Annotated in this window: 17 protein-coding genes; 4 read left to right on the top strand and 13 right to left on the bottom strand. The window is 64.0% G+C overall.

Going from position 1 to position 17,293, the window contains the following annotated elements:
* Positions 1 to 2 precede the first annotated feature (2 nt).
* Entirely contained in the window at positions 3 to 758 is a 756-nt protein-coding gene (locus tag AC0L14_RS03230) for a DUF2259 domain-containing protein (RefSeq protein ID WP_473748700.1), read from the top strand.
* Between the two features lie 373 nt (positions 759 to 1,131).
* Here the strand turns inward: AC0L14_RS03230 and dhaK are convergent, their stop codons facing one another.
* The 13 genes from dhaK to AC0L14_RS03165 all read right to left on the bottom strand — a co-directional run bounded on the left by dhaK (position 1,132) and on the right by AC0L14_RS03165 (position 12,118).
* On the bottom strand, positions 1,132 to 2,118 hold the full coding sequence (dhaK, locus tag AC0L14_RS03225) for a dihydroxyacetone kinase subunit DhaK (RefSeq protein WP_473526174.1): 987 nt from the start codon (positions 2,116 to 2,118) through the stop codon (positions 1,132 to 1,134).
* Positions 2,119 to 2,154: 36 nt separating this feature from the next.
* Positions 2,155 to 2,580 (bottom strand): hypothetical protein, encoded by a 426-nt coding sequence (locus tag AC0L14_RS03220; protein WP_192363160.1) that lies wholly within the window; start codon positions 2,578 to 2,580, stop codon positions 2,155 to 2,157.
* A gap of 8 nt (positions 2,581 to 2,588) precedes the next feature.
* Positions 2,589 to 4,190 (bottom strand): phosphoenolpyruvate--protein phosphotransferase, encoded by a 1,602-nt coding sequence (gene ptsP, locus AC0L14_RS03215; protein ID WP_473748633.1) that lies wholly within the window; start codon positions 4,188 to 4,190, stop codon positions 2,589 to 2,591.
* Positions 4,174 to 4,476, bottom strand: coding sequence for an HPr family phosphocarrier protein (locus AC0L14_RS03210; protein ID WP_473526172.1), 303 nt, complete (start codon positions 4,474 to 4,476; stop codon positions 4,174 to 4,176). The genes ptsP and AC0L14_RS03210 overlap by 17 nt, the downstream gene beginning before the upstream one ends.
* 20 nt (positions 4,477 to 4,496) lie before the next feature.
* Positions 4,497 to 4,886 (bottom strand): dihydroxyacetone kinase phosphoryl donor subunit DhaM, encoded by a 390-nt coding sequence (dhaM, locus tag AC0L14_RS03205; protein WP_123146397.1) that lies wholly within the window; start codon positions 4,884 to 4,886, stop codon positions 4,497 to 4,499.
* Positions 4,883 to 5,485, bottom strand: a complete 603-nt coding sequence (gene dhaL / locus AC0L14_RS03200; protein ID WP_473748699.1) for a dihydroxyacetone kinase subunit DhaL — start codon at positions 5,483 to 5,485, stop codon at positions 4,883 to 4,885. The genes dhaM and dhaL overlap by 4 nt, the downstream gene beginning before the upstream one ends.
* 29 nt (positions 5,486 to 5,514) lie before the next feature.
* Positions 5,515 to 6,534, bottom strand: a complete 1,020-nt coding sequence (locus AC0L14_RS03195; protein ID WP_473484164.1) for an ABC transporter ATP-binding protein — start codon at positions 6,532 to 6,534, stop codon at positions 5,515 to 5,517.
* Positions 6,527 to 7,639, bottom strand: coding sequence for an ABC transporter ATP-binding protein (locus AC0L14_RS03190; protein ID WP_473484162.1), 1,113 nt, complete (start codon positions 7,637 to 7,639; stop codon positions 6,527 to 6,529). Before AC0L14_RS03190 ends, AC0L14_RS03195 begins: the two co-directional genes overlap by 8 nt.
* 3 nt (positions 7,640 to 7,642) lie before the next feature.
* Complete coding sequence (locus AC0L14_RS03185; RefSeq protein WP_254017500.1) at positions 7,643 to 7,849, bottom strand: hypothetical protein; 207 nt, start codon at positions 7,847 to 7,849, stop codon at positions 7,643 to 7,645.
* On the bottom strand, positions 7,846 to 8,796 hold the full coding sequence (locus tag AC0L14_RS03180) for a carbohydrate ABC transporter permease (RefSeq protein ID WP_123146400.1): 951 nt from the start codon (positions 8,794 to 8,796) through the stop codon (positions 7,846 to 7,848). The genes AC0L14_RS03185 and AC0L14_RS03180 overlap by 4 nt, the downstream gene beginning before the upstream one ends.
* The gene (locus AC0L14_RS03175) at positions 8,793 to 9,740 is read right to left on the bottom strand and encodes a carbohydrate ABC transporter permease (RefSeq protein ID WP_077377482.1); all 948 of its coding nucleotides are present in this window, start codon (positions 9,738 to 9,740) and stop codon (positions 8,793 to 8,795) included. Before AC0L14_RS03175 ends, AC0L14_RS03180 begins: the two co-directional genes overlap by 4 nt.
* Before the next feature lie 127 nt (positions 9,741 to 9,867).
* Positions 9,868 to 11,199 carry an ABC transporter substrate-binding protein gene (locus AC0L14_RS03170; RefSeq protein ID WP_473484160.1) on the bottom strand — a complete coding sequence of 444 codons (1,332 nt, stop codon included), beginning with the start codon at positions 11,197 to 11,199 and terminating at the stop codon, positions 9,868 to 9,870.
* Between the two features lie 229 nt (positions 11,200 to 11,428).
* Positions 11,429 to 12,118, bottom strand: coding sequence for a PIG-L deacetylase family protein (locus AC0L14_RS03165; protein ID WP_473526169.1), 690 nt, complete (start codon positions 12,116 to 12,118; stop codon positions 11,429 to 11,431).
* Positions 12,119 to 12,519: 401 nt separating this feature from the next.
* On the opposite strand from AC0L14_RS03165, the gene hrpB reads away from it, so the two are divergent.
* The 3 genes from hrpB to AC0L14_RS03150 all read left to right on the top strand — a co-directional run bounded on the left by hrpB (position 12,520) and on the right by AC0L14_RS03150 (position 17,121).
* The gene (gene hrpB, locus AC0L14_RS03160; protein ID WP_473748632.1) at positions 12,520 to 15,135 is read left to right on the top strand and encodes an ATP-dependent helicase HrpB; all 2,616 of its coding nucleotides are present in this window, start codon (positions 12,520 to 12,522) and stop codon (positions 15,133 to 15,135) included.
* 33 nt (positions 15,136 to 15,168) lie between these two features.
* Positions 15,169 to 16,494, top strand: coding sequence for an ActS/PrrB/RegB family redox-sensitive histidine kinase (locus AC0L14_RS03155; protein WP_473748698.1), 1,326 nt, complete (start codon positions 15,169 to 15,171; stop codon positions 16,492 to 16,494).
* A gap of 63 nt (positions 16,495 to 16,557) precedes the next feature.
* The gene (locus AC0L14_RS03150) at positions 16,558 to 17,121 is read left to right on the top strand and encodes an ActR/PrrA/RegA family redox response regulator transcription factor (protein WP_123146405.1); all 564 of its coding nucleotides are present in this window, start codon (positions 16,558 to 16,560) and stop codon (positions 17,119 to 17,121) included.
* Positions 17,122 to 17,293: the final 172 nt, after the last annotated feature.

Below are 17,293 nucleotides of genomic sequence, written 5' to 3'. Positions count from 1 at the left end.
CGATGCTGTTGGTGGTCGTTTCCGCCGCTCAGGCCGGCGATGCGGCGGCCCGGCGCATTATCGGCTTTTCGCCGGACGGTAGCTACTTCGCCTTCGAACAATACGGCACGCTCGATGCCGGCGCTTCGGATTCGGGCTGGTCGGAGATCGACATCATCGACACGCGCACCGATGAATTCGTCGGCGGCAAGCCGATCCGCATCGTCGACGAAACCGAGGAGGCGACGCTCACTCTCGATCAGGCGAGGGCACAGGCTGCCGCGCAGGCGGCGCCGATCCTCGCCCGATATGCCATAGCGCCGCGCGGCGAGCGGACGGCTGTGGACAGGTTCACGTTTCCCGACGACATGGTCGCTTACCAAGATATTGCGCGCCTCGAGCAGGTTTCGCAGAAATCGCTTTCGCCGAGCTATGACGTGCTTGGCATCTCTAGCATCCAGCTCGACCAGATCCTGGCCGACAGCACGACGGATTGCTCGTCAAGCTTCGACGAGACGCAGCAAGGCGCCGCGACCGGCAAGGCGTTCGGTTTCCGCCTGACGCTGCAGGGACAGGATGGCAAGCCGTTCAAACTGCTGCATCAGGACAAGGCCGTGCCCGGCTCGAGGCATTGTCCGACTTCCTACAGCCTGTCGGAATCCTATGCATTCACCCCGGACGGCAAACCGGCTGTGCTTGCCGTGCTCGTGCAACGCTTCAGTCAGGGATTTGAAGGACGGGACCGCCGCTTTGTCGCAGTGACCGGCCAGGTGCGTTGAAAAGCGCCTGCTTGCGCTCAAATGCGGTTCTAAAGCGGCAGCGCCGCGAGCATGAGGCCGACACCGCCGGCGATCAGCAAGGCGGCGACCAGCGCCTTTCTGTGACGTTCGAAACCGGTCGGCGCCCGATCCCAATTGTAACGCATGTTCTGCCTCCAAAAACCCGCCGGATTTTCTTACCTTACCAAAGGTAAAGGAAAAGCAACATTGTGCCTAACTCCACCACACTGGCCTGACAATGCTCGGCATAGCGCATGACAGTGTTGTCACCGACTGTCTTTGGGATTCCTTGCAAAGGCCCGCTTCGCAGACCGAAGCGGGCTTTGCTTGACGGCCACTTCTTGTCGTGAGCCGCAGCGCGGCCTTGGCCGTGCTACATCCCCCGGCGTAGCGCAGCCGTATGTACCGGCGCGTCCCACAATGCGGTCGTCTCGTCGTCGAGCATGGTCAGCGTGATCGAACAGCCGGCCATGTCGAGCGATGTCACATAGGACCCGACCAGTGAGCGAGTGACCGTCACGCCGTTTCTCTCGAAGATTTTCCGGGCACTGTTGTACATCAGGTAGAGCTCCATCAGCGGCGTGCCGCCAAAGCCGTTGACGAAAAGCAGCGCCGGGCCTTTTGCCCTGTCACCGAGATCGCCTGATATCGCCGCGCAGATCTCCTCGGCGATGGCGTCGGCGCTCTTCAACGCGTCGCGGCGGCGGCCGGGTTCGCCATGGATGCCGACGCCGAATTCCATCTCGCCGTCGCCGATATCGAAGGTCGGCTTGCCGGCGGCCGGTACGGTGCAACTGGTCAGCGCAACGCCCATAGAGCGCGTTGCGCCATTGACGCGCTCGCCGAGCGCCTTCAACGGCTTCAGTGCCATGCCTTGCTCGGCTGCGGCACCGAGGATCTTCTCGACCACCAGCGTGCCGGCAACGCCGCGCCGGCCAGTGGTGTAGGAGGAGTTCTCGACCGCGACGTCGTCATTGGTCACCACTTGCATCACGCCCTCCGACATTTCGGCGGCCATCTCGAAATTCATTACATCGCCCTCGTAGTTCTTGACGATGAACAGGCAGCCGGCGCCGGTGTTGACCGCTTCCGCGGCCGCCAGCATCTGGTCCGGCGTCGGCGAGGTGAACACCTGGCCGGGGCAGGCGGCATCCAGCATGCCATGCCCGACCAGCCCGCCATGCAGCGGTTCGTGGCCAGAGCCGCCGCCGGAGATCAGCGCCACCTTGCCGGGCTTGAGTGTCCTGCGGCGCACGAATTTATGCTCGTCGCCAAGCGCCAGTATGTCGGCATGGGCGGCAACGAAGCCATCGAGGCTTTCGGTCAGCACCGTGTCAACAGAATTTAGAAACTTCTTCATGGCCGTCTCCTCCCGAAATAGCTGAACTTGGCGCGACTATGTCCCGCCCTTGCCGGCGATGCTGGTGATCTTCTGGATGAAATCGTTGACCGCCCGATCGAGCGCCGCATTCTGCTTGTCGTCGCCGAAATCGGGAACGATCAACGAGACATGCCGCGTCTTGCGCATGCCTGATGCCACCGACATTTTCCCGGGATGCGCCTGATGGTAGGCGGCTAGAAAATGATCGCGTTCGGCCGGGCTGAAATGGCAGACGGAGAAAATAGCCGGCAAATGTTTTGACGGGATCGGGATCGAGTAGGTCGGGCTGGAAATCTGGGTGACGAAGCTGCGATGCTTGCCCAACGCGTCGGCGAGGCGCTGGCGCATCCCGGACGGGCGCTGGTCGAGGACCTGCGACAGGATCGTCTTATAGGCGCGGATCGCCTCTTCGGAGCCGGCTTCAGGTGTCTTGTCGGCCATGCCGGTGCCTAGATCGAAACGTCCGCAATGGCCGCCTTGGCCATTGCGAGTTGTGCGGGAACCACGGAAAGGTCGCGCAGGCCGGCCTCAATCAGCGCCGGGATTGCCGCCGGATCGCCGCCGGCGTCGCCGCATAGGCTGACCGGAATCCTTTGCACGCGGCCGAACGCCGCAACCGAGGCGATCAGCCGAAGCACGGCCGGATGCCTGATCGAATTGAGATGCGCAACCAACGCGTTGTCGCGCGCCGCCGCCATCACATACTGCGTAAGGTCGTTCGAGCCGATCGAGAAGAAGGCGACCTCGGTAAAAGCCTCAGGAGCGATCGCCACCGACGGCACCTCGACCATGATGCCAAGCGGCGGCATTTTTTGCGCGACGCCGCGTTCTATGAGGCCAGCCTGTTCTTCCGCGAACAGCGCGGCGGCACGTTCATATTCGTCCCTAACGGCGACCATCGGGAACATCACCTTCAGATTGCCATGCACGGCGGCGCGCAGCAGCGCCCTGATCTGCAGCCGAAAAACCTCCGGTCTTGCCAGCGACAACCTGATGCCGCGCAGGCCAAGGAACGGATTAGTTTCCGCCACGGTGAAGCCTGGCACCGGCTTGTCGCCGCCGGCGTCGACGGTGCGAATGGTCACCGGTCTGCCTTCAGCCCATTCGAGCACCTTGCGGTAGGCGCGATACTGCGTTTCCTCGTCTGGCAGCGTTTTGCCGAACAGGAACTCGGTTCGCATCAGCCCGACGCCGTCGCAGGTCGAGACATCGATGTTGTCGACATCGGACGGATCGGCGATGTTGACCTGCACCCGCACCGCCGTGCCGGCTTTCGTCACCGCCGGCCGGGCCAAAAAAGTTTCCGCCCTGTCGCGACGCGCCGCGAAAGACGACGATGATCGCCGGAACGCCTCGACCTCTGCCCTTGATGGCGCCAATATGATGCCGCCATGCTCGGCATCAAGCAGGGCGACGCCGGCAAGATGAGCCGGCGAAGCACCGAGCCCGTCTGCCCCAAGCCCCACGATCATCGGCACGCCGCGCGAGCGTGCCAGCATGGCGACGTGGCTGGCGGCACTACCCGCCTTCAGCGCAATGCCGCCGCCGGAACTCCAGTCGGTTTCGAGAAAGCGTGTCGGCGCGATGTCCTCGCCGTAGAAAATGGCTCCCGCCGGCGCGGCTGCCTCGCTGTCCTCGGTCAGCGCGCGCAGCACCTGGTCTCTGATGTCGCGCATGTCGGCGGCGCGCGCCCGGAAATAATCCTGGTCTGACGTTTCGTAGCCTACAATTTCGGCGTCGAGCGCCTGCCGCCAGGCCGCATCGGCCGGCTGGCCGGCGGCAATCGCGGCAAAGGCCGGGCCGGTCAGCGCATCGTCATCCAGCATGGCGAGCTGGAATTCGAGAATGTCGGCGGCGTCGCCCTTGGTCGCTTCGATCAGCGTCGCAAGCCGGCCTGTCGCTGCCGTGATTGCCGTTTCGAGCGCGAGCCTCTCGTCCGCGGCGGTCGCCTTACGGCCATAGCGCGCGACAACCGGATCGAGGTTGAATAGCGGCCCTTCGGCATAGCCGGCCGAAGCCGAAATCCCCTGCAGCCTAAGCGGTTCGGGCATGGTCCACGCCCTCGTCGAAATCGCGCCGCACCAGCTCGACCAGCGCGCCGACCGCCTCGCCGGCGCCGTCACCCCTCGCTCGGATATGCAGCACCGTGCCTTTCGGCGCCTTCGCGGCCATCACCTTGACGATGCTCTTGGCATCGAACCAGGGCCCGTTGGCGGCGAGCGCCACTTCGACTTCGGCCGAAAATGTTTTGGCGAGCTTGGTGAACTTCACCGAAGGGCGCGCATGCAGGCCCACCTCATGGCTGATCAGGACGGTGGCTTCTGCGGATGCCGACATGCTGTCAAAATTCCTGTTATTCACGATGGCGACAATTCGTGTGCCGTCGCCACCACTTCCCTGAGCGAAGCGCCGCCGGAAGCCTCCGTCGCCGCCATCACCGCGCCTTCGACGATCGGCGCATTGCAGACGATGATCTTGTGCGCACGCGGCTCGCCGATCATCTCGACCGCCATCTCGCTGTTGGTCTCGGCGCCGCCGAGATCCACAAGTATGGCGACACCCGCCTCCGACCAGGCCTTGTTGATGGCGCCCATGATCGCCTCGACATTGGTTCCCAGCCCGCCATGGCCGTTTCCGCCGCACCATGCAAGCGGCACTTCGTCGCCGACCATCTGGCGCACCATGTCGGCCGTGCCCTCGGCGACCAGCGGTGAATGCGATACGATAACGATGCCGACATTGCTCATGCGTGCCCCTTGATGGTCTCAGTGACAGCCCGCACCAGAAGCGCGACCGAGCGCCCGCCGGCATCCATATGGCCGATCGAGCGGTCGCCGAGAAACGAAGCGCGTCCGCGCAACGCCTTCATTGGCACGGTGGCATCGGCCGCACTGTCCGCGACATCGGCGATTTCCGCCTCGGTTTTTCCCTGCAGCAGGGCGTCATGCACTGGCTGCAGCACGTCGAGCATGGTCTTTTGCCCGACCTGCGACTTGCCCCTGGCTGCCACCGCCTCGATTGCCTTGCCGAAAGCCATAGCCAGATTGGCGCGATCCGGCTCTGCGGAAATCTCCTTGCCGAGCGCCATGAACAGCGTCCCGAACAGCGGGCCCGAGGCTCCGCCGACGGTCATCACCAGCTTGGTGCCGATCGCCTTTAGCGCCTCCGGCAATGGCTTTGCCGCAAACGCCTCGGCCTCCGCCCGCACTGCCTCGAAGCCGCGCTTCATGTTCAGCCCATGGTCGCCGTCGCCGATCGTCTGGTCGAGCGCGGTCAGTTCGTCCGCGTGGGCGGCAATCGTGTTGGCGGTGACGGATATCAGTGTCTTCAGGTCAACCTTGTCCATCGTCCCAGTCTTGACCATCGTTCCAGCGCTCATCGGTTTGCAATCCTATTGCCGGCCTGGTCGAAGAACAGCGGCGCCCGGTAGCGGATAATCACCCTGTCGCCCTTTTCCAATTGGATGTCGGGGTCGGTCAGCGTCACCAGCTTTCTGCTCCCCACCGTCACATGCAGGTGGTTCTGGTCGCCCAGATGTTCGACCCAGTTAACAACGCCGTCGGCGGGGCCATTCGATGCCTTGCCGATCGACAGATGTTCTGTACGCGCGCCGATCGTTTTGGTTCCCGCCGGCATATCGCCATCCGGCAGCAGGCCGGTCGGCAACAGATTGATCGCCGGCTGGCCGAGCCTTGCGGCGACATGAAGGTTTGCCGGCTCCGAGTAGATGGTGCGTGGCGTGCCGATCTGCACCAGCACGCCGTCGGCGAGAATTCCGATGCGATCGGCCATCGTCATCGCTTCGATCTGGTCGTGCGTGACATAAAGCATGGTGGCGCCGAGCTCGGCCTGGATGCGCTTGAGCTCGAGCCGGAGATCGGCGCGCAGCTTGGCATCGAGCGACGACAGCGGCTCGTCCATCAGATAGATCGAGGGCTTGCGCACCAGGGCGCGCCCGATGGCGACGCGCTGCATCTCGCCGCCGGAAAGCTTGGTGGAGCGGTTGTTCAGCTTGTGGTGGATACGCACCATCTTGGCCACATCCTCGACGCGGCGACGCACCGCGGCCTCGCTCAGCCGCCGCGCCGGCGAGCGCAGCGGAAAGGCCAGGTTGTCGTAGACCGACAGATGCGGATAGAGCGAATATTGCTGGAAGACGAACGCGGTGTCGCGCTCGGCCGGCGACAACATTGTCGCATCGCGGCCGCCGATATGGATTGAGCCCATATCCGGCCGTTCCAATCCGGCGATAAGCCGCAGCGTCGTCGTTTTGCCGGCGCCGGTCGGGCCGAGCAGCACAACGAATTCGCCATCGGCGACGTGCAGATCGAGAGTGTCCACGGCGACATGCTCGCCGAAGCTCTTGGTCACGCTCTTGATGTCCACGTCAGCCATGATGCGCTCTTCCCTGGGAAGCCGCGTCATGGATTGCGGTTCGCACCGCGCGGCCGGAGCCCTTCTCGAACAGCGACAGCCGTGCGCTGCTCAGCGCTAGGCCGACATGGTCGCCCGCATTGAGCCGGATTTCGGCCGGCACCCGCGCCTTGACGATGCCGCCGGATGTCTCCACCGCAACGATCTGCGTGGTGCCGAGATATTCGGTGCCATAGATGGCGCCGCGCAGCTTCGACGCGTCGTCGAAGCGGATGTGCTCCGGTCGGATGCCGAGCGCCATGTCGGCCGGCGCGATGTCCTCGCGCACCTCCGGCACCGCCACTTTGGCGCCTTGCACCACGATCTCCCTGGCGCCCTTTGAAAGCCCGCCGCCGAAGCCGAGAAAGTTCATCGGCGGCGAGCCGATGAAATCGGCGACGAACATGGTCGCCGGCCGGTCGTAGATTTCGCGCGGCGTGCCGAACTGTTCGATGACGCCGTGGTTCATAACCGCGATCTTGTCGGCCATCGACATCGCTTCCATCTGGTCATGCGTGACGTAGACCGTGGTGGCGTGGATGCGGTTGTGCAGTTCGCGCAACTCATGGACCATGAGATCGCGGAATTCGGTGTCGAGCGTGCCGAGCGGCTCGTCCATAAGGAAGCATTTTGGCCGCCGCACGATGGCGCGGCCGAGCGCGACGCGCTGGCGATCACCGCCGGCAAGGCCGGAGACCGATTTGTTGAGCAGATGATCGATGCGCAACAGCTTCGCCGTCTCTTCGACGCGCTGGCGGATTTCGATGCCTGGCATACCTTGTGCCAACAGCGGGAAACCGATGTTCTTGCGCACATTCATATGCGGATAGAGCGCGAACAGCTGGAAGACGAAGGCGATGTCGCGCTCGCGGGCACGCCGCATGGTGACGTCCTCGCCACCGAGCAGGATCTTGCCGCCGGTCGGCAGTTCGAGCCCGGCAATCATGCGCAACGTCGTCGTCTTGCCGCAACCCGACGGCCCCAGCATGACGAAGAACTCGCCATCCCCGACGACGAAGTTGGAATCCTGCACGGCGACGAAATCGCCGAATGCCTTTCTCAGATGCTCGACCCTGATCTCCGCCATCGTCTACTCCGGAAACTTCGAGACGATGATGAACATCGCCGTACCGGCCAGCATGGTGATGAACGAATAAGTGTAGAGCGAGAGCGCGAAGGGCTGGAACAGCATCAGGAAGCCAATGGCAATGATCGCGGTAGCGATATTCTCCATCAGTCCGCGCCTGGCCCATGCCGGCCAGCGCGACTTCCGTTTTGCGGGTTGGGTCAGGCTCATTTGCGCACCGCGCCGAAGGTGATGCCGCGCAGCAACTGCTTGCGAAGCAGGATGGTGAACACCAGGATCGGCACCAGGAAGATCGTCGTGCCCGCGGCGACCGCCGGCCAGTCCTGGCCGCCTTCGCCGATGATGGTGGGGATGAAGGGCGGTGCGGTCTGCGCCGTGCCCGAGGTCAGCAGTGCGGCGAACGCATATTCGTTCCAGGCGAAGATCAGGCAGAAGATGGCGGTCGCGGCAATGCCGGTGGTCGCCTGCGGCAGCACGGTGCGCCAGAAGGCCTGCAGCCGCGTATAGCCGTCGATCATCGCCGCTTCCTCATATTCGCGCGGGATCTCGTCGATGAAGCCCTTCAGTAGCCACACTGCAAGCGACACGTTGACCGCGGTGTAGAGCAGGATCATGCCGAGCGCGGTGTCCGACAGGCCAAGCTCGCGATACATCAGGTAGATCGGGATGGCGACCGCGATCGGCGGCATCATCCGCGTCGACAGGATGAAGAACAGGAGATCGTCGGCCAACGGCACCTTGAAGCGCGAGAAGCCATAGGCCGACAGAGTGCCGAGGAACACAGCGCAGAAGGTCGAGCCGAAGGCGATGATCAGCGAATTGACGAAGCGCGGCATGAAATTGGACGGGCCGGCGATCACCATGTTGCGCTTGCGCACTGTCTCGTCGCAGACGCCCGTCGCCGGTCCCAGCGAGTTGATGTATTCCGGTGTCTGCCGGGTCCGGGTCGAGAACAGATTGCAGTAGCCCTCGAGGCTCGGCTGGAACAGGATCTTTGGCGGATAGGCGATCGAATCCGGCGGTGTCTTGAAGCTGGTGGCGAAGATCCACAGCAGCGGCACGATTGAGATCAGTGCGTAAAGCACGATGATCGTGCCGGCGACGCGCTTCGACGTGGCCGAGGGTGCGACGACCGAGTGGGCTGACGTCAGGCTCATCTCTGCTTCACCTTGTTGAGCGCCTTGACGTAGATGTTGGCAAGTCCGAACACCGCGACGAACAGGATGATGGCGAAGGCCGAGGAATAGCCGGTCCGCCAGCTTTCGAAGGCCTGCCGCTTCAGCGTGATCGAGGCGACTTCGGTGGTTGATCCCGGTCCGCCGCCGGTGAGCAGGTTGACCATGTCGAACATCTTGAAGTTCTCGATGCCGCGGAACAGCACCGCCAGCATGATGAAGGGCAGCGCCATCGGCAGCGTGATCGACCAGAACTGCCGCCAGTTGGAGGCACGGTCGACTTCTGCCGCCTCATAGATGTATTCGGGGATCGAACGCAGGCCGGCGAGGCAGATCAGCATCACGTAAGGCGTCCACATCCAGGTGTCGACGATGACGATCGACCACGGCGCCAGCGACACGTTGGAGAGCATGCCGATCTGCGTCGCCGGAATGCCGGTGACGAACGAGATGGCATAGGCGAACAGGCCGATCTGCGGCTCGTAGAGGAAGCGCCAGAAATTGCCGACAACTGCCGGCGACAGCATCATCGGCACCAGAATGATCGTCGTCCAGAAGGCGTGGCCGCGAAACTTCCGGTCAATCAGCCAGGCGAGGGTAAAACCGATCAGCGTCTGCAGGAGAATGGTCCAGAACACGAAATGCGCCGTCGTCTGCATGGCGATCCAGATGTCCTGGTCGCCGAGGATGCGTTTGTAATTGGCAAGGCCGACATTCCTGACGACCTCATTGGGGCGATTGGCGCGGTAGTTGGTGAAGGACAGATAGATCGCCCAGAACAGCGGGAAGATGTTGATGGCGAGAAGCAAGAGGATCGTCGGCGAGATGAACAGCCAGGCGAGGCCCTTGTCGCTGATGCCCCGGACCTTGCGGGCCAACGGCTCAGGCGTAGCCCGGGCAACGCTGTCCGCAGTCCGATTGAGCATGGTCAGTCCCGCTTCGGTCACTTGGGTTCGTCTCGACAATGGAATTTATCTGAACTGTGTCCCGTGCCAAGGGTGGCACGGGACACGCGGTCGTGGCTCGGGAGGAGCCGGTTAGGTCTTGCCCCAATTACATTTTGCCATCGTCCTGGAAGACCTCGGTCCAGTCCTTGACCAGGCCATCGAGCGCATCCTTGGCCGACCCCTGGCCGGCGACGACGTAATCATGGAAGCGCTTCTGCGACGCCTGCAGCAGCGGCGCATAGCTGGGCTCTGCCCAAAAATCCTTCACGATGGCCATGGAGTCGAGGAAGGTCTGCGCGTAAGGCTGGCTGGCCGGGAAGCCTGGATCTTTGACGACTGCGTTGAGGCAGGAAAAGCCGCCGAGCGACCACCATTTGGCCTGAACATCCTTGTTGGCGAACCACTTGATGTATTTGAGCGCAGCCTCCTGCTTGTCGGAGTAAGAGACCACCGAGATGCCCTGGCCGCCAAGCTGGGCGAATTGATCGCCATCGGGCCCCTTGGGATTGGCGAAATAACCAATCTTGTCGCCGCCGACATTTTCGTCCTTCTGCAGGCCTGGCCAGGTAAAGGCGAAGTTCATGTGCATCGCCACCTGGCCGGATTTGAAGGCGTCGACGCCTTCGCCCATGTAGCTGTTCGAGGCCCCGGGAGGCGTGCAGCAGTCATAGAGCGCCTTGTAGAACTCCAGACCCTTCACCGATTTCTCGGAATTGACGAAACCGTCCATCTCGTAGGGCTTGTCGGGGTTCTCATATTTGAAGCCGAAGCTGTAGAGCACGTCCATGGCGCCCATGGTGATGCCTTCGGAGCCGCGCTCGGTATAGATCGACGCGCCATAGACCGTCTTGCCGTCGATCTCGCGCTTCTGGAAGAACTCGGCGATCTGCTTCAGCTGGTCGAAGGTCGTCGGCGCGGCGAGATCCCAGTCGTACTTTTCCTTGAATTCCTTCTGCAGTTCCGGCTTGGAGAACCAGTCCTTGCGGTAGGTCCAGCCGACGACGTCGCCCATTGCAGGCAGCGCCCAGTAGCTCGGCGTGTTCTTCGGCCATTCGGAATAGCCGACGACGGTCGCCGGCACGAAGTCGTCCATGCTGATCTTCTCCTTGTCGAAGAAGTCGTTCAGCTTGACGTAGTGGCCGTTCTCGGCGGCGCCGCCGATCCACTGGCTGTCGCCGATGATCAGGTCGCACAGCTTGCCCTTGGAATTCAGTTCGTTGAGAAAGCGGTCGGCATAGTTGGTCCACGGCACGAATTCGAATTTCATGCCGATGCCGGTTTCCTTGGTGAAATCCTTTGATAATTCGACAAGCGCGTTGGCCGGGTCCCAGGCTGCCCAGCAAAGCGTCAGATCTTCAGCCTGCGCGACATTCGAAACGGCGGTCGACGCAAACATCGCCGATGTCAGTCCCAACGTCAGTTTCAAGGTCGATTTCATGCCTTCCTCCCATTTGCGAAACACGCCCGGATGACGGTTTCAAAAACCTCAACCCCTCCTCAGGGGTCTAAACATATCGACGCGGTTGAGCGGCGGATGTTTAGTAATTTGTTTAGTGATGCAATTTTTACTAAACAAGGCAAGCGAATTCGTCGCTGCGCTGCAGCATAGCGCATCGGTCGCTGGTTCAGGAAAGGCGCGTGTCAGATCGTTCGGCGCGCGGGTGCGCTCATTTGACCGTTTTGGTGCTCACCGTCACCGGCCGGATCACTGGGGCGGGCGGCAGCAGGGCGCGGATATCGGCGAAGGGGAAGATCGGTTCGAAGCGGAAGGCCTCAGCGAAGGAACCGGCCGCGCCATTGCACTGGCCGGCGCGAAACGCGTTCTGCGTGCGCGCCGCATCGACGAAACGTTCGGGATCCTGCGACTGATGCGCCCGGATCGCCATCGCCTTGAGCTCGAAATGCCCGGAGATATCGACATAGTGCGTCGGCGAAAAACCGGTGCCGCCGAGCGTATCGGCGTGCAGCACCGGGACAGCGAAGGACGCCGCGATGCGCACGCCGTCCGACAGCGCACGGTGGTCGCCATGATAGTCGTTCGGCGCATGGGTGATCGCCAGATCCGGCCTGATATCACCGATCAGCGTCTTCAGCGCCGCGATCAGCGCGGCATCGGCAACCAGCGCGCCGTCCGGAAAATCGAGGAAGTGCGATGTTGCGCCAAGCAGGTCCGCCGCCACAGCCGCTTCCTCGCGGCGGGCGCGGGCGAGTGATCCCGGATCGCCCTTCCCGCCCTTGGCGCCATCCGTGGCTATCGCAAAAACCAGTTCTGCGCCTTGTGCGGCATAGGCCGCCATCGTACCGAACATGAAGATCTCGATATCGTCCGGATGCGCACCGAGTGCCAGTATCTTCACTCTGCTCTCTCCCTGGAATCGGAATAACGGGACGAACGGAATTCTGCTCGCTCTGCTCGCCTACGCAAGCTGTTCATGCAACGATGCCGTTGTCAAAAGCCTGGGCAGATCGCGCCGACGCAATACTTGCAGATCCTCTGGCGGTGATCCTGCGCGCTTTCTCCAGGAATATCCGGATCTTCTGTCGCCAGATCTTCTGTCGCTTGTCGGTCTCGCCGTCGTCGGCGGCTCGGGCCTTGTGACGATGGTGCGCGAGGAGGTGAGGCTCGACACGGTGCGCTGGAACCCGTTCTCACGGACCCGGTTTTGAGTTGGCCCGTTGCCGGTTGCGCGGCGATCGCCACGGCTGATATGCGGGCGCTGCGGATCCGCCGCAATTGGATGGATGCATCCTTGGAACAATGACCAGAAAACCCTTGCCGGAGCTTCCGGTCTCCGCCGTGATGCCGGCGCTCAGTGAAGCGCTCGGTCATGGCAACAGCGCCGTGCTGGTGGCGCCGCCCGGCGCCGGCAAGACGACGCTGGTGCCGCTGGCGCTGCTCGAAGCGGCGTGGCTCGGCACGGGAAAGATCATTCTGCTCGAGCCGCGCCGGCTCGCTGCCCGCGCCGCTGCCCGCCGTATGGCCGAACTGCTCGGGGAGGAACCCGGCGAGACGGTCGGCTATGCCATGCGTATGGAAAACCGCACTTCTGCGAGGACAAGGATCCTCGTCGTCACAGAAGGCGTGCTGTCGCGGATGATCCTCGACCATCCGGAGCTGCCCGGCGTCTCGGCTGTTTTCTTCGACGAGTTCCACGAGCGCTCGCTCGACGGTGATTTTGGTCTGGCGCTGGCGCTTGACGTGCAAGGTGCGCTGAGGCCCGATCTGCGATTGCTGGTAATGTCGGCGACGCTCGATGGCGCGCGCGTCGCGCGGCTGCTTTCCGGCGCCACGGTGATCGAGAGCGAGGGCCGCGCCTTTCCCGTCGACATCCGCTACGACGAGCGGCCGGCCGGCGCGGCAATAGAGGACGCCATGGCCAAGGCGATCCGCGCGGCCCTTGCCGATGAGAGCGGCAGCGTGCTCGCCTTCCTGCCCGGCCAGCGCGAGATCGAGCGCACGGCCGAACGGCTGCAAGGCCGCGTCAGTGCCGACACCGACATCGTGCCGCTCTATGGCATGCTCGACAACAAGGCACAGGACGCCGCGATCAAGCCAGCGCCGTCCAGCCGCCGCAAGGTGGTGCTGGCGACGTCGATCGCCGAGACCTCGATCACCATCGACGGCGTGCACGTCGTCATCGATTCCGGCCTGTCGCGGTTGCCGCGCTACGAGCCGGCCAGCGGCCTGACGCGGCTGGAGACGGTGCGGGTTAGCAAAGCCTCCGCCGACCAGCGCGCCGGCCGCGCCGGTCGCACACAGCCGGGCGTCGCCATCCGGCTATGGCGGGCCGAGCAGACGGCGGCACTTCCCGCCTTCACCCCGCCGGAAATCCTCGAGGCGGACCTTTCCGGACTTTTGCTCGACTGCGCCGTCTTCGGTGTCGCCGACCCGGTGAGCCTTTCGTTCCTTGATCCGCCGCCGGCCCCGGCGCTCAACGAGGCAAGGGCGCTGCTGCGTGCGCTCGACGCCGTCGACGAGGCAGGGCGCCTGACGGAATCGGGTGCTGCGATGCGCAGGCTGGCACTGCCGGTGCGGCTCGCTCACATGGTCGCCGAGGCGGCAAAAACCGGCCAGGCGTTCGAGGCGGCCATGCTCGCCGTGCTGCTCACCGAGCGTGGCCTTGGCGGCGACAGCGTCGACCTCGAACGGCGGTTGATCCGGTTCCGATCCGAAAGATCGCCGCGCGCCACCGCCGCACGGCAGCTTGCCGAGCGGCTGGCGAAACAGGCCTCACCCTCCCCCTCGAGGGGAGGGTCGGCGAGCGAGCCGAGCGCAGCGAAGCGAGGGAGACGGGGTGGGGTCGCCGATGGCGTGCCCGACCCGACCCCACCCCGCTCCGCTTCGCGGATCGACGTACCGGGGCGAGCCACGGGTCTCGCCCGTCCTTCGGACCCCCTCGAGGGGGAGGGTAGGGCCGGCGCCCTCCTCATCCATGCTTGGCCGGACCGCGTCGCCAAGGCGCGCGGCGAGCGCGGCCGTTTCGTGCTGGCCAACGGTTCGGGCGCCATGCTCGACGCCGCCGATCCGCTGGCGGGGGCGGCCTGGCTCGTCGTCGCCGATCTGCAGGGCAAGGCGCAGAACGCCCGCATCACGGCAGCGGCGGCGATAGACGAGGCCGACATTCGCGATTCGCTTGCCGACGAGATCGAGACCAGCCGCGAAACCGGTTTCGACCGCGACAGGCGCGCAGTGCGCGTGCGCGAAACCGTTCGCCTCGGCGCCATCACCCTGTCCGAACGCATGCTGCCGGCGCCGGCCGGCGTCGACGCGGATCGCGCCATCCTTGACGCCTTGCGCGAACACGGCCTGTCGCTTTTGCCGTGGGGCAAGGAAGCGGAAACGTTGCGCCAACGGCTCGGCTGGCTGCATCGCGGCCTCGGCGCGCCCTGGCCCGATGTTTCCGACGCGGCGCTCGTCGACCGCCTCGACGATTGGTTGCTGCCCTTCCTCTCCGGCGCAGCGTCCTTTGCCGCGATCGATCTGGGCGTGCTCTCGGCCGGTCTCATGGCATTGGTGCCGCACGATCTCCAGCGCAGGATCGAGGCACTGGCGCCGACCCATTTCGACGCTCCGTCCGGCAGCCGCGTGCCGATCCGCTATGATGGCGAATGGCCGGTGCTGGCGATCCGCGTCCAGGAGTTGTTTGGTCTCGACCGGCATCCCGCAATCGCCAACGGCACCGTGCCGCTGACGCTCGAGCTTTTGTCACCGGCGCACCGGCCGATCCAGACGACCCGCGACCTGCCCGGTTTCTGGCGCGGCTCCTGGGCCGATGTGCGGGCCGACATACGTGGCCGCTACCCCCGGCACGTCTGGCCGGAGAACCCGCTTCTCGCCACCGCCACCAGCCGCGCCAAACCGCGGGGGACCTAGCCTTTATCCTTTTCCGGCTATAAATCCTTGGCCATGATAAACATCCTGCGGGCGCCCGACTTCCAGCAAAGCCAGCGGCTGCGCCTCAACACGCTGATCAGGCTGCGCTGGCTTGCCATCGTCGGCCAGAGCCTGGCGGTTATCGTCGTTGCCTATGGGCTGAAGTTCCCGCTGCCCGTCAGCCCCTGCTTCGCGCTGATCGCCTGTTCGGCCTGGATGAACCTGTTGCTGACCTTCCGTTATCCGGCTGCGCATCGGCTGACCCCGCTGCCGGCTTTCGCCATCCTGACCATCGACAGCCTGCAGCTTGCCGGCCTGCTTTATCTGACCGGCGGCCTCACCAATCCGTTTTCAGTGCTGGTGACCGTGCCCGTGGTCATCTCGGCGACGTCGCTGCCGCTGCGCCTGACCGCCATCCTCGGCGCGCTGGTGATGGTGGCGGCGAGCCTGCTGGTCTTCTTCCATCTGCCGCTGCCCTGGTACGAGGGTGCGCCGCTGGAGATGCCGTTCATCTACGTCGCCGGCATGTGGATGGCGGTGTTTTCCTCGATCGCCTTCACCGCGATCTACGCCTTCCGCGTGGCCGAGGAAGCCCGGCTGCTCGCCAACGCGCTTGCCGCCACCGAGCTGGTGCTGCAGCGCGAGCAGCATTTGTCGGCGCTGGACGGCCTTGCCGCCGCCGCCGCGCATGAGCTCGGCACGCCGCTTGCCACCATCACGCTTGTCGCCAAGGAGATGGAGAAGGCGCTCCGCAACGATCCGAAATACGGCGAGGACGTGACGCTGCTGCGCTCGCAGAGCGAGCGTTGCCGCGAAATCCTCAAGCGCCTGACCAGCCTGTCATCCGAGGGCGAGGCGCATCTCTCCCGCATGCCGCTAACTTCGCTGGTTGAGGAGATGACGGCCCCGCACCGCGATTTCGGCATCTCGATCAAGCTTCGCCCCGGCGAGCGCATCGGCCCCGAACCGGTTGGGCGGCGCAATCCCGGCGTCATCTACGGCCTCGGCAATCTGGTCGAGAACGCCGTCGATTTTGCCCGCAAGGCCGTCACCGTGCGCTGGAGCTGGAACGAGGCTGCCGTCACCTTCTCGATCATTGACGACGGGCCGGGTTTCCCTCCCGAAATCATCGACCGCATCGGCGAGCCCTATATGTCGACGCGCCAGGGCACCGAGGCCGGCGGCGGCCTGGGACTGGGGCTGTTCATCGCCAAGACCTTGCTTGAACGCTCGGGGGCTACGCTCGATTTCCGCAATTCAAACGAACCGGGCGAGGGCGCCGTCGTGCAGATATCGTGGCCGCGCAGCGTCTTCCTCAATCCTGAATCGGCTTCGGCCACCATGTTTGACACGGCTTGAATTGGACAATAGCGCTCCAAAACTATATTTGCGTAAAAATCAGGCAGCAGGAACTTCAAGACGATGAACGGCGACGAACCGATTGGCGCAATGGTTGAAGGCGAGGACACCTCGCTGTTGATCGTCGACGACGACAAGCCGTTCCTCACGCGCCTGGCCCGCGCCATGGAAGCCAGGGGCTTCGTGGTCGAGACGGCCGAGAGCGTCGAGGAGGCGGTGGCCAAGGCGCGCGCCAATCCGCCCGCCTACGCCGTGGTCGACATGCGGCTCGCCGACGGCAACGGCCTCGACGTCGTCGCCGCCATCCGCGAGAAGCGCGACGACGCCCGCGCCATCATCCTCACCGGCTACGGCAACATCGCCACCGCGGTGACGGCGGTGAAGCTGGGAGCCATTGACTATCTGTCGAAGCCGGCCGATGCCGACGACATTTTCGCGGCCCTTACCCGCACGGCGGGTGAACGCGCCGCACCGCCCGAAAATCCGATGTCGGCCGACCGCGTGCGCTGGGAGCACATCCAGCGCGTCTACGAAATGTGCGACCGCAACGTCTCCGAGACCGCGCGCCGGCTTAACATGCATCGCCGCACGCTGCAGCGGATACTCGCCAAGCGCGCGCCGCGCTGACGCCTAACCGAGCCGAAGGTTCGTGTCGGCGAATGGCGGAATCGGTTGTCGCTGGCGATTAAGCGCAAAAGCAAAGTGCTACAGCGTCCTTTGCCCGCCCTAAAGGATACGCGGCGCTGTAGAGACTTGCCCTGCCATTGGTGTTTGCGCATCATCGCACGAGGCGACACCG

It is taken from the genome of Mesorhizobium sp. WSM4841 (genome assembly GCF_055811515.1).
The sequence above is the reverse complement of the archived record's forward strand: the minus strand, read 5'-3'. Positions and strand labels throughout refer to the sequence as shown.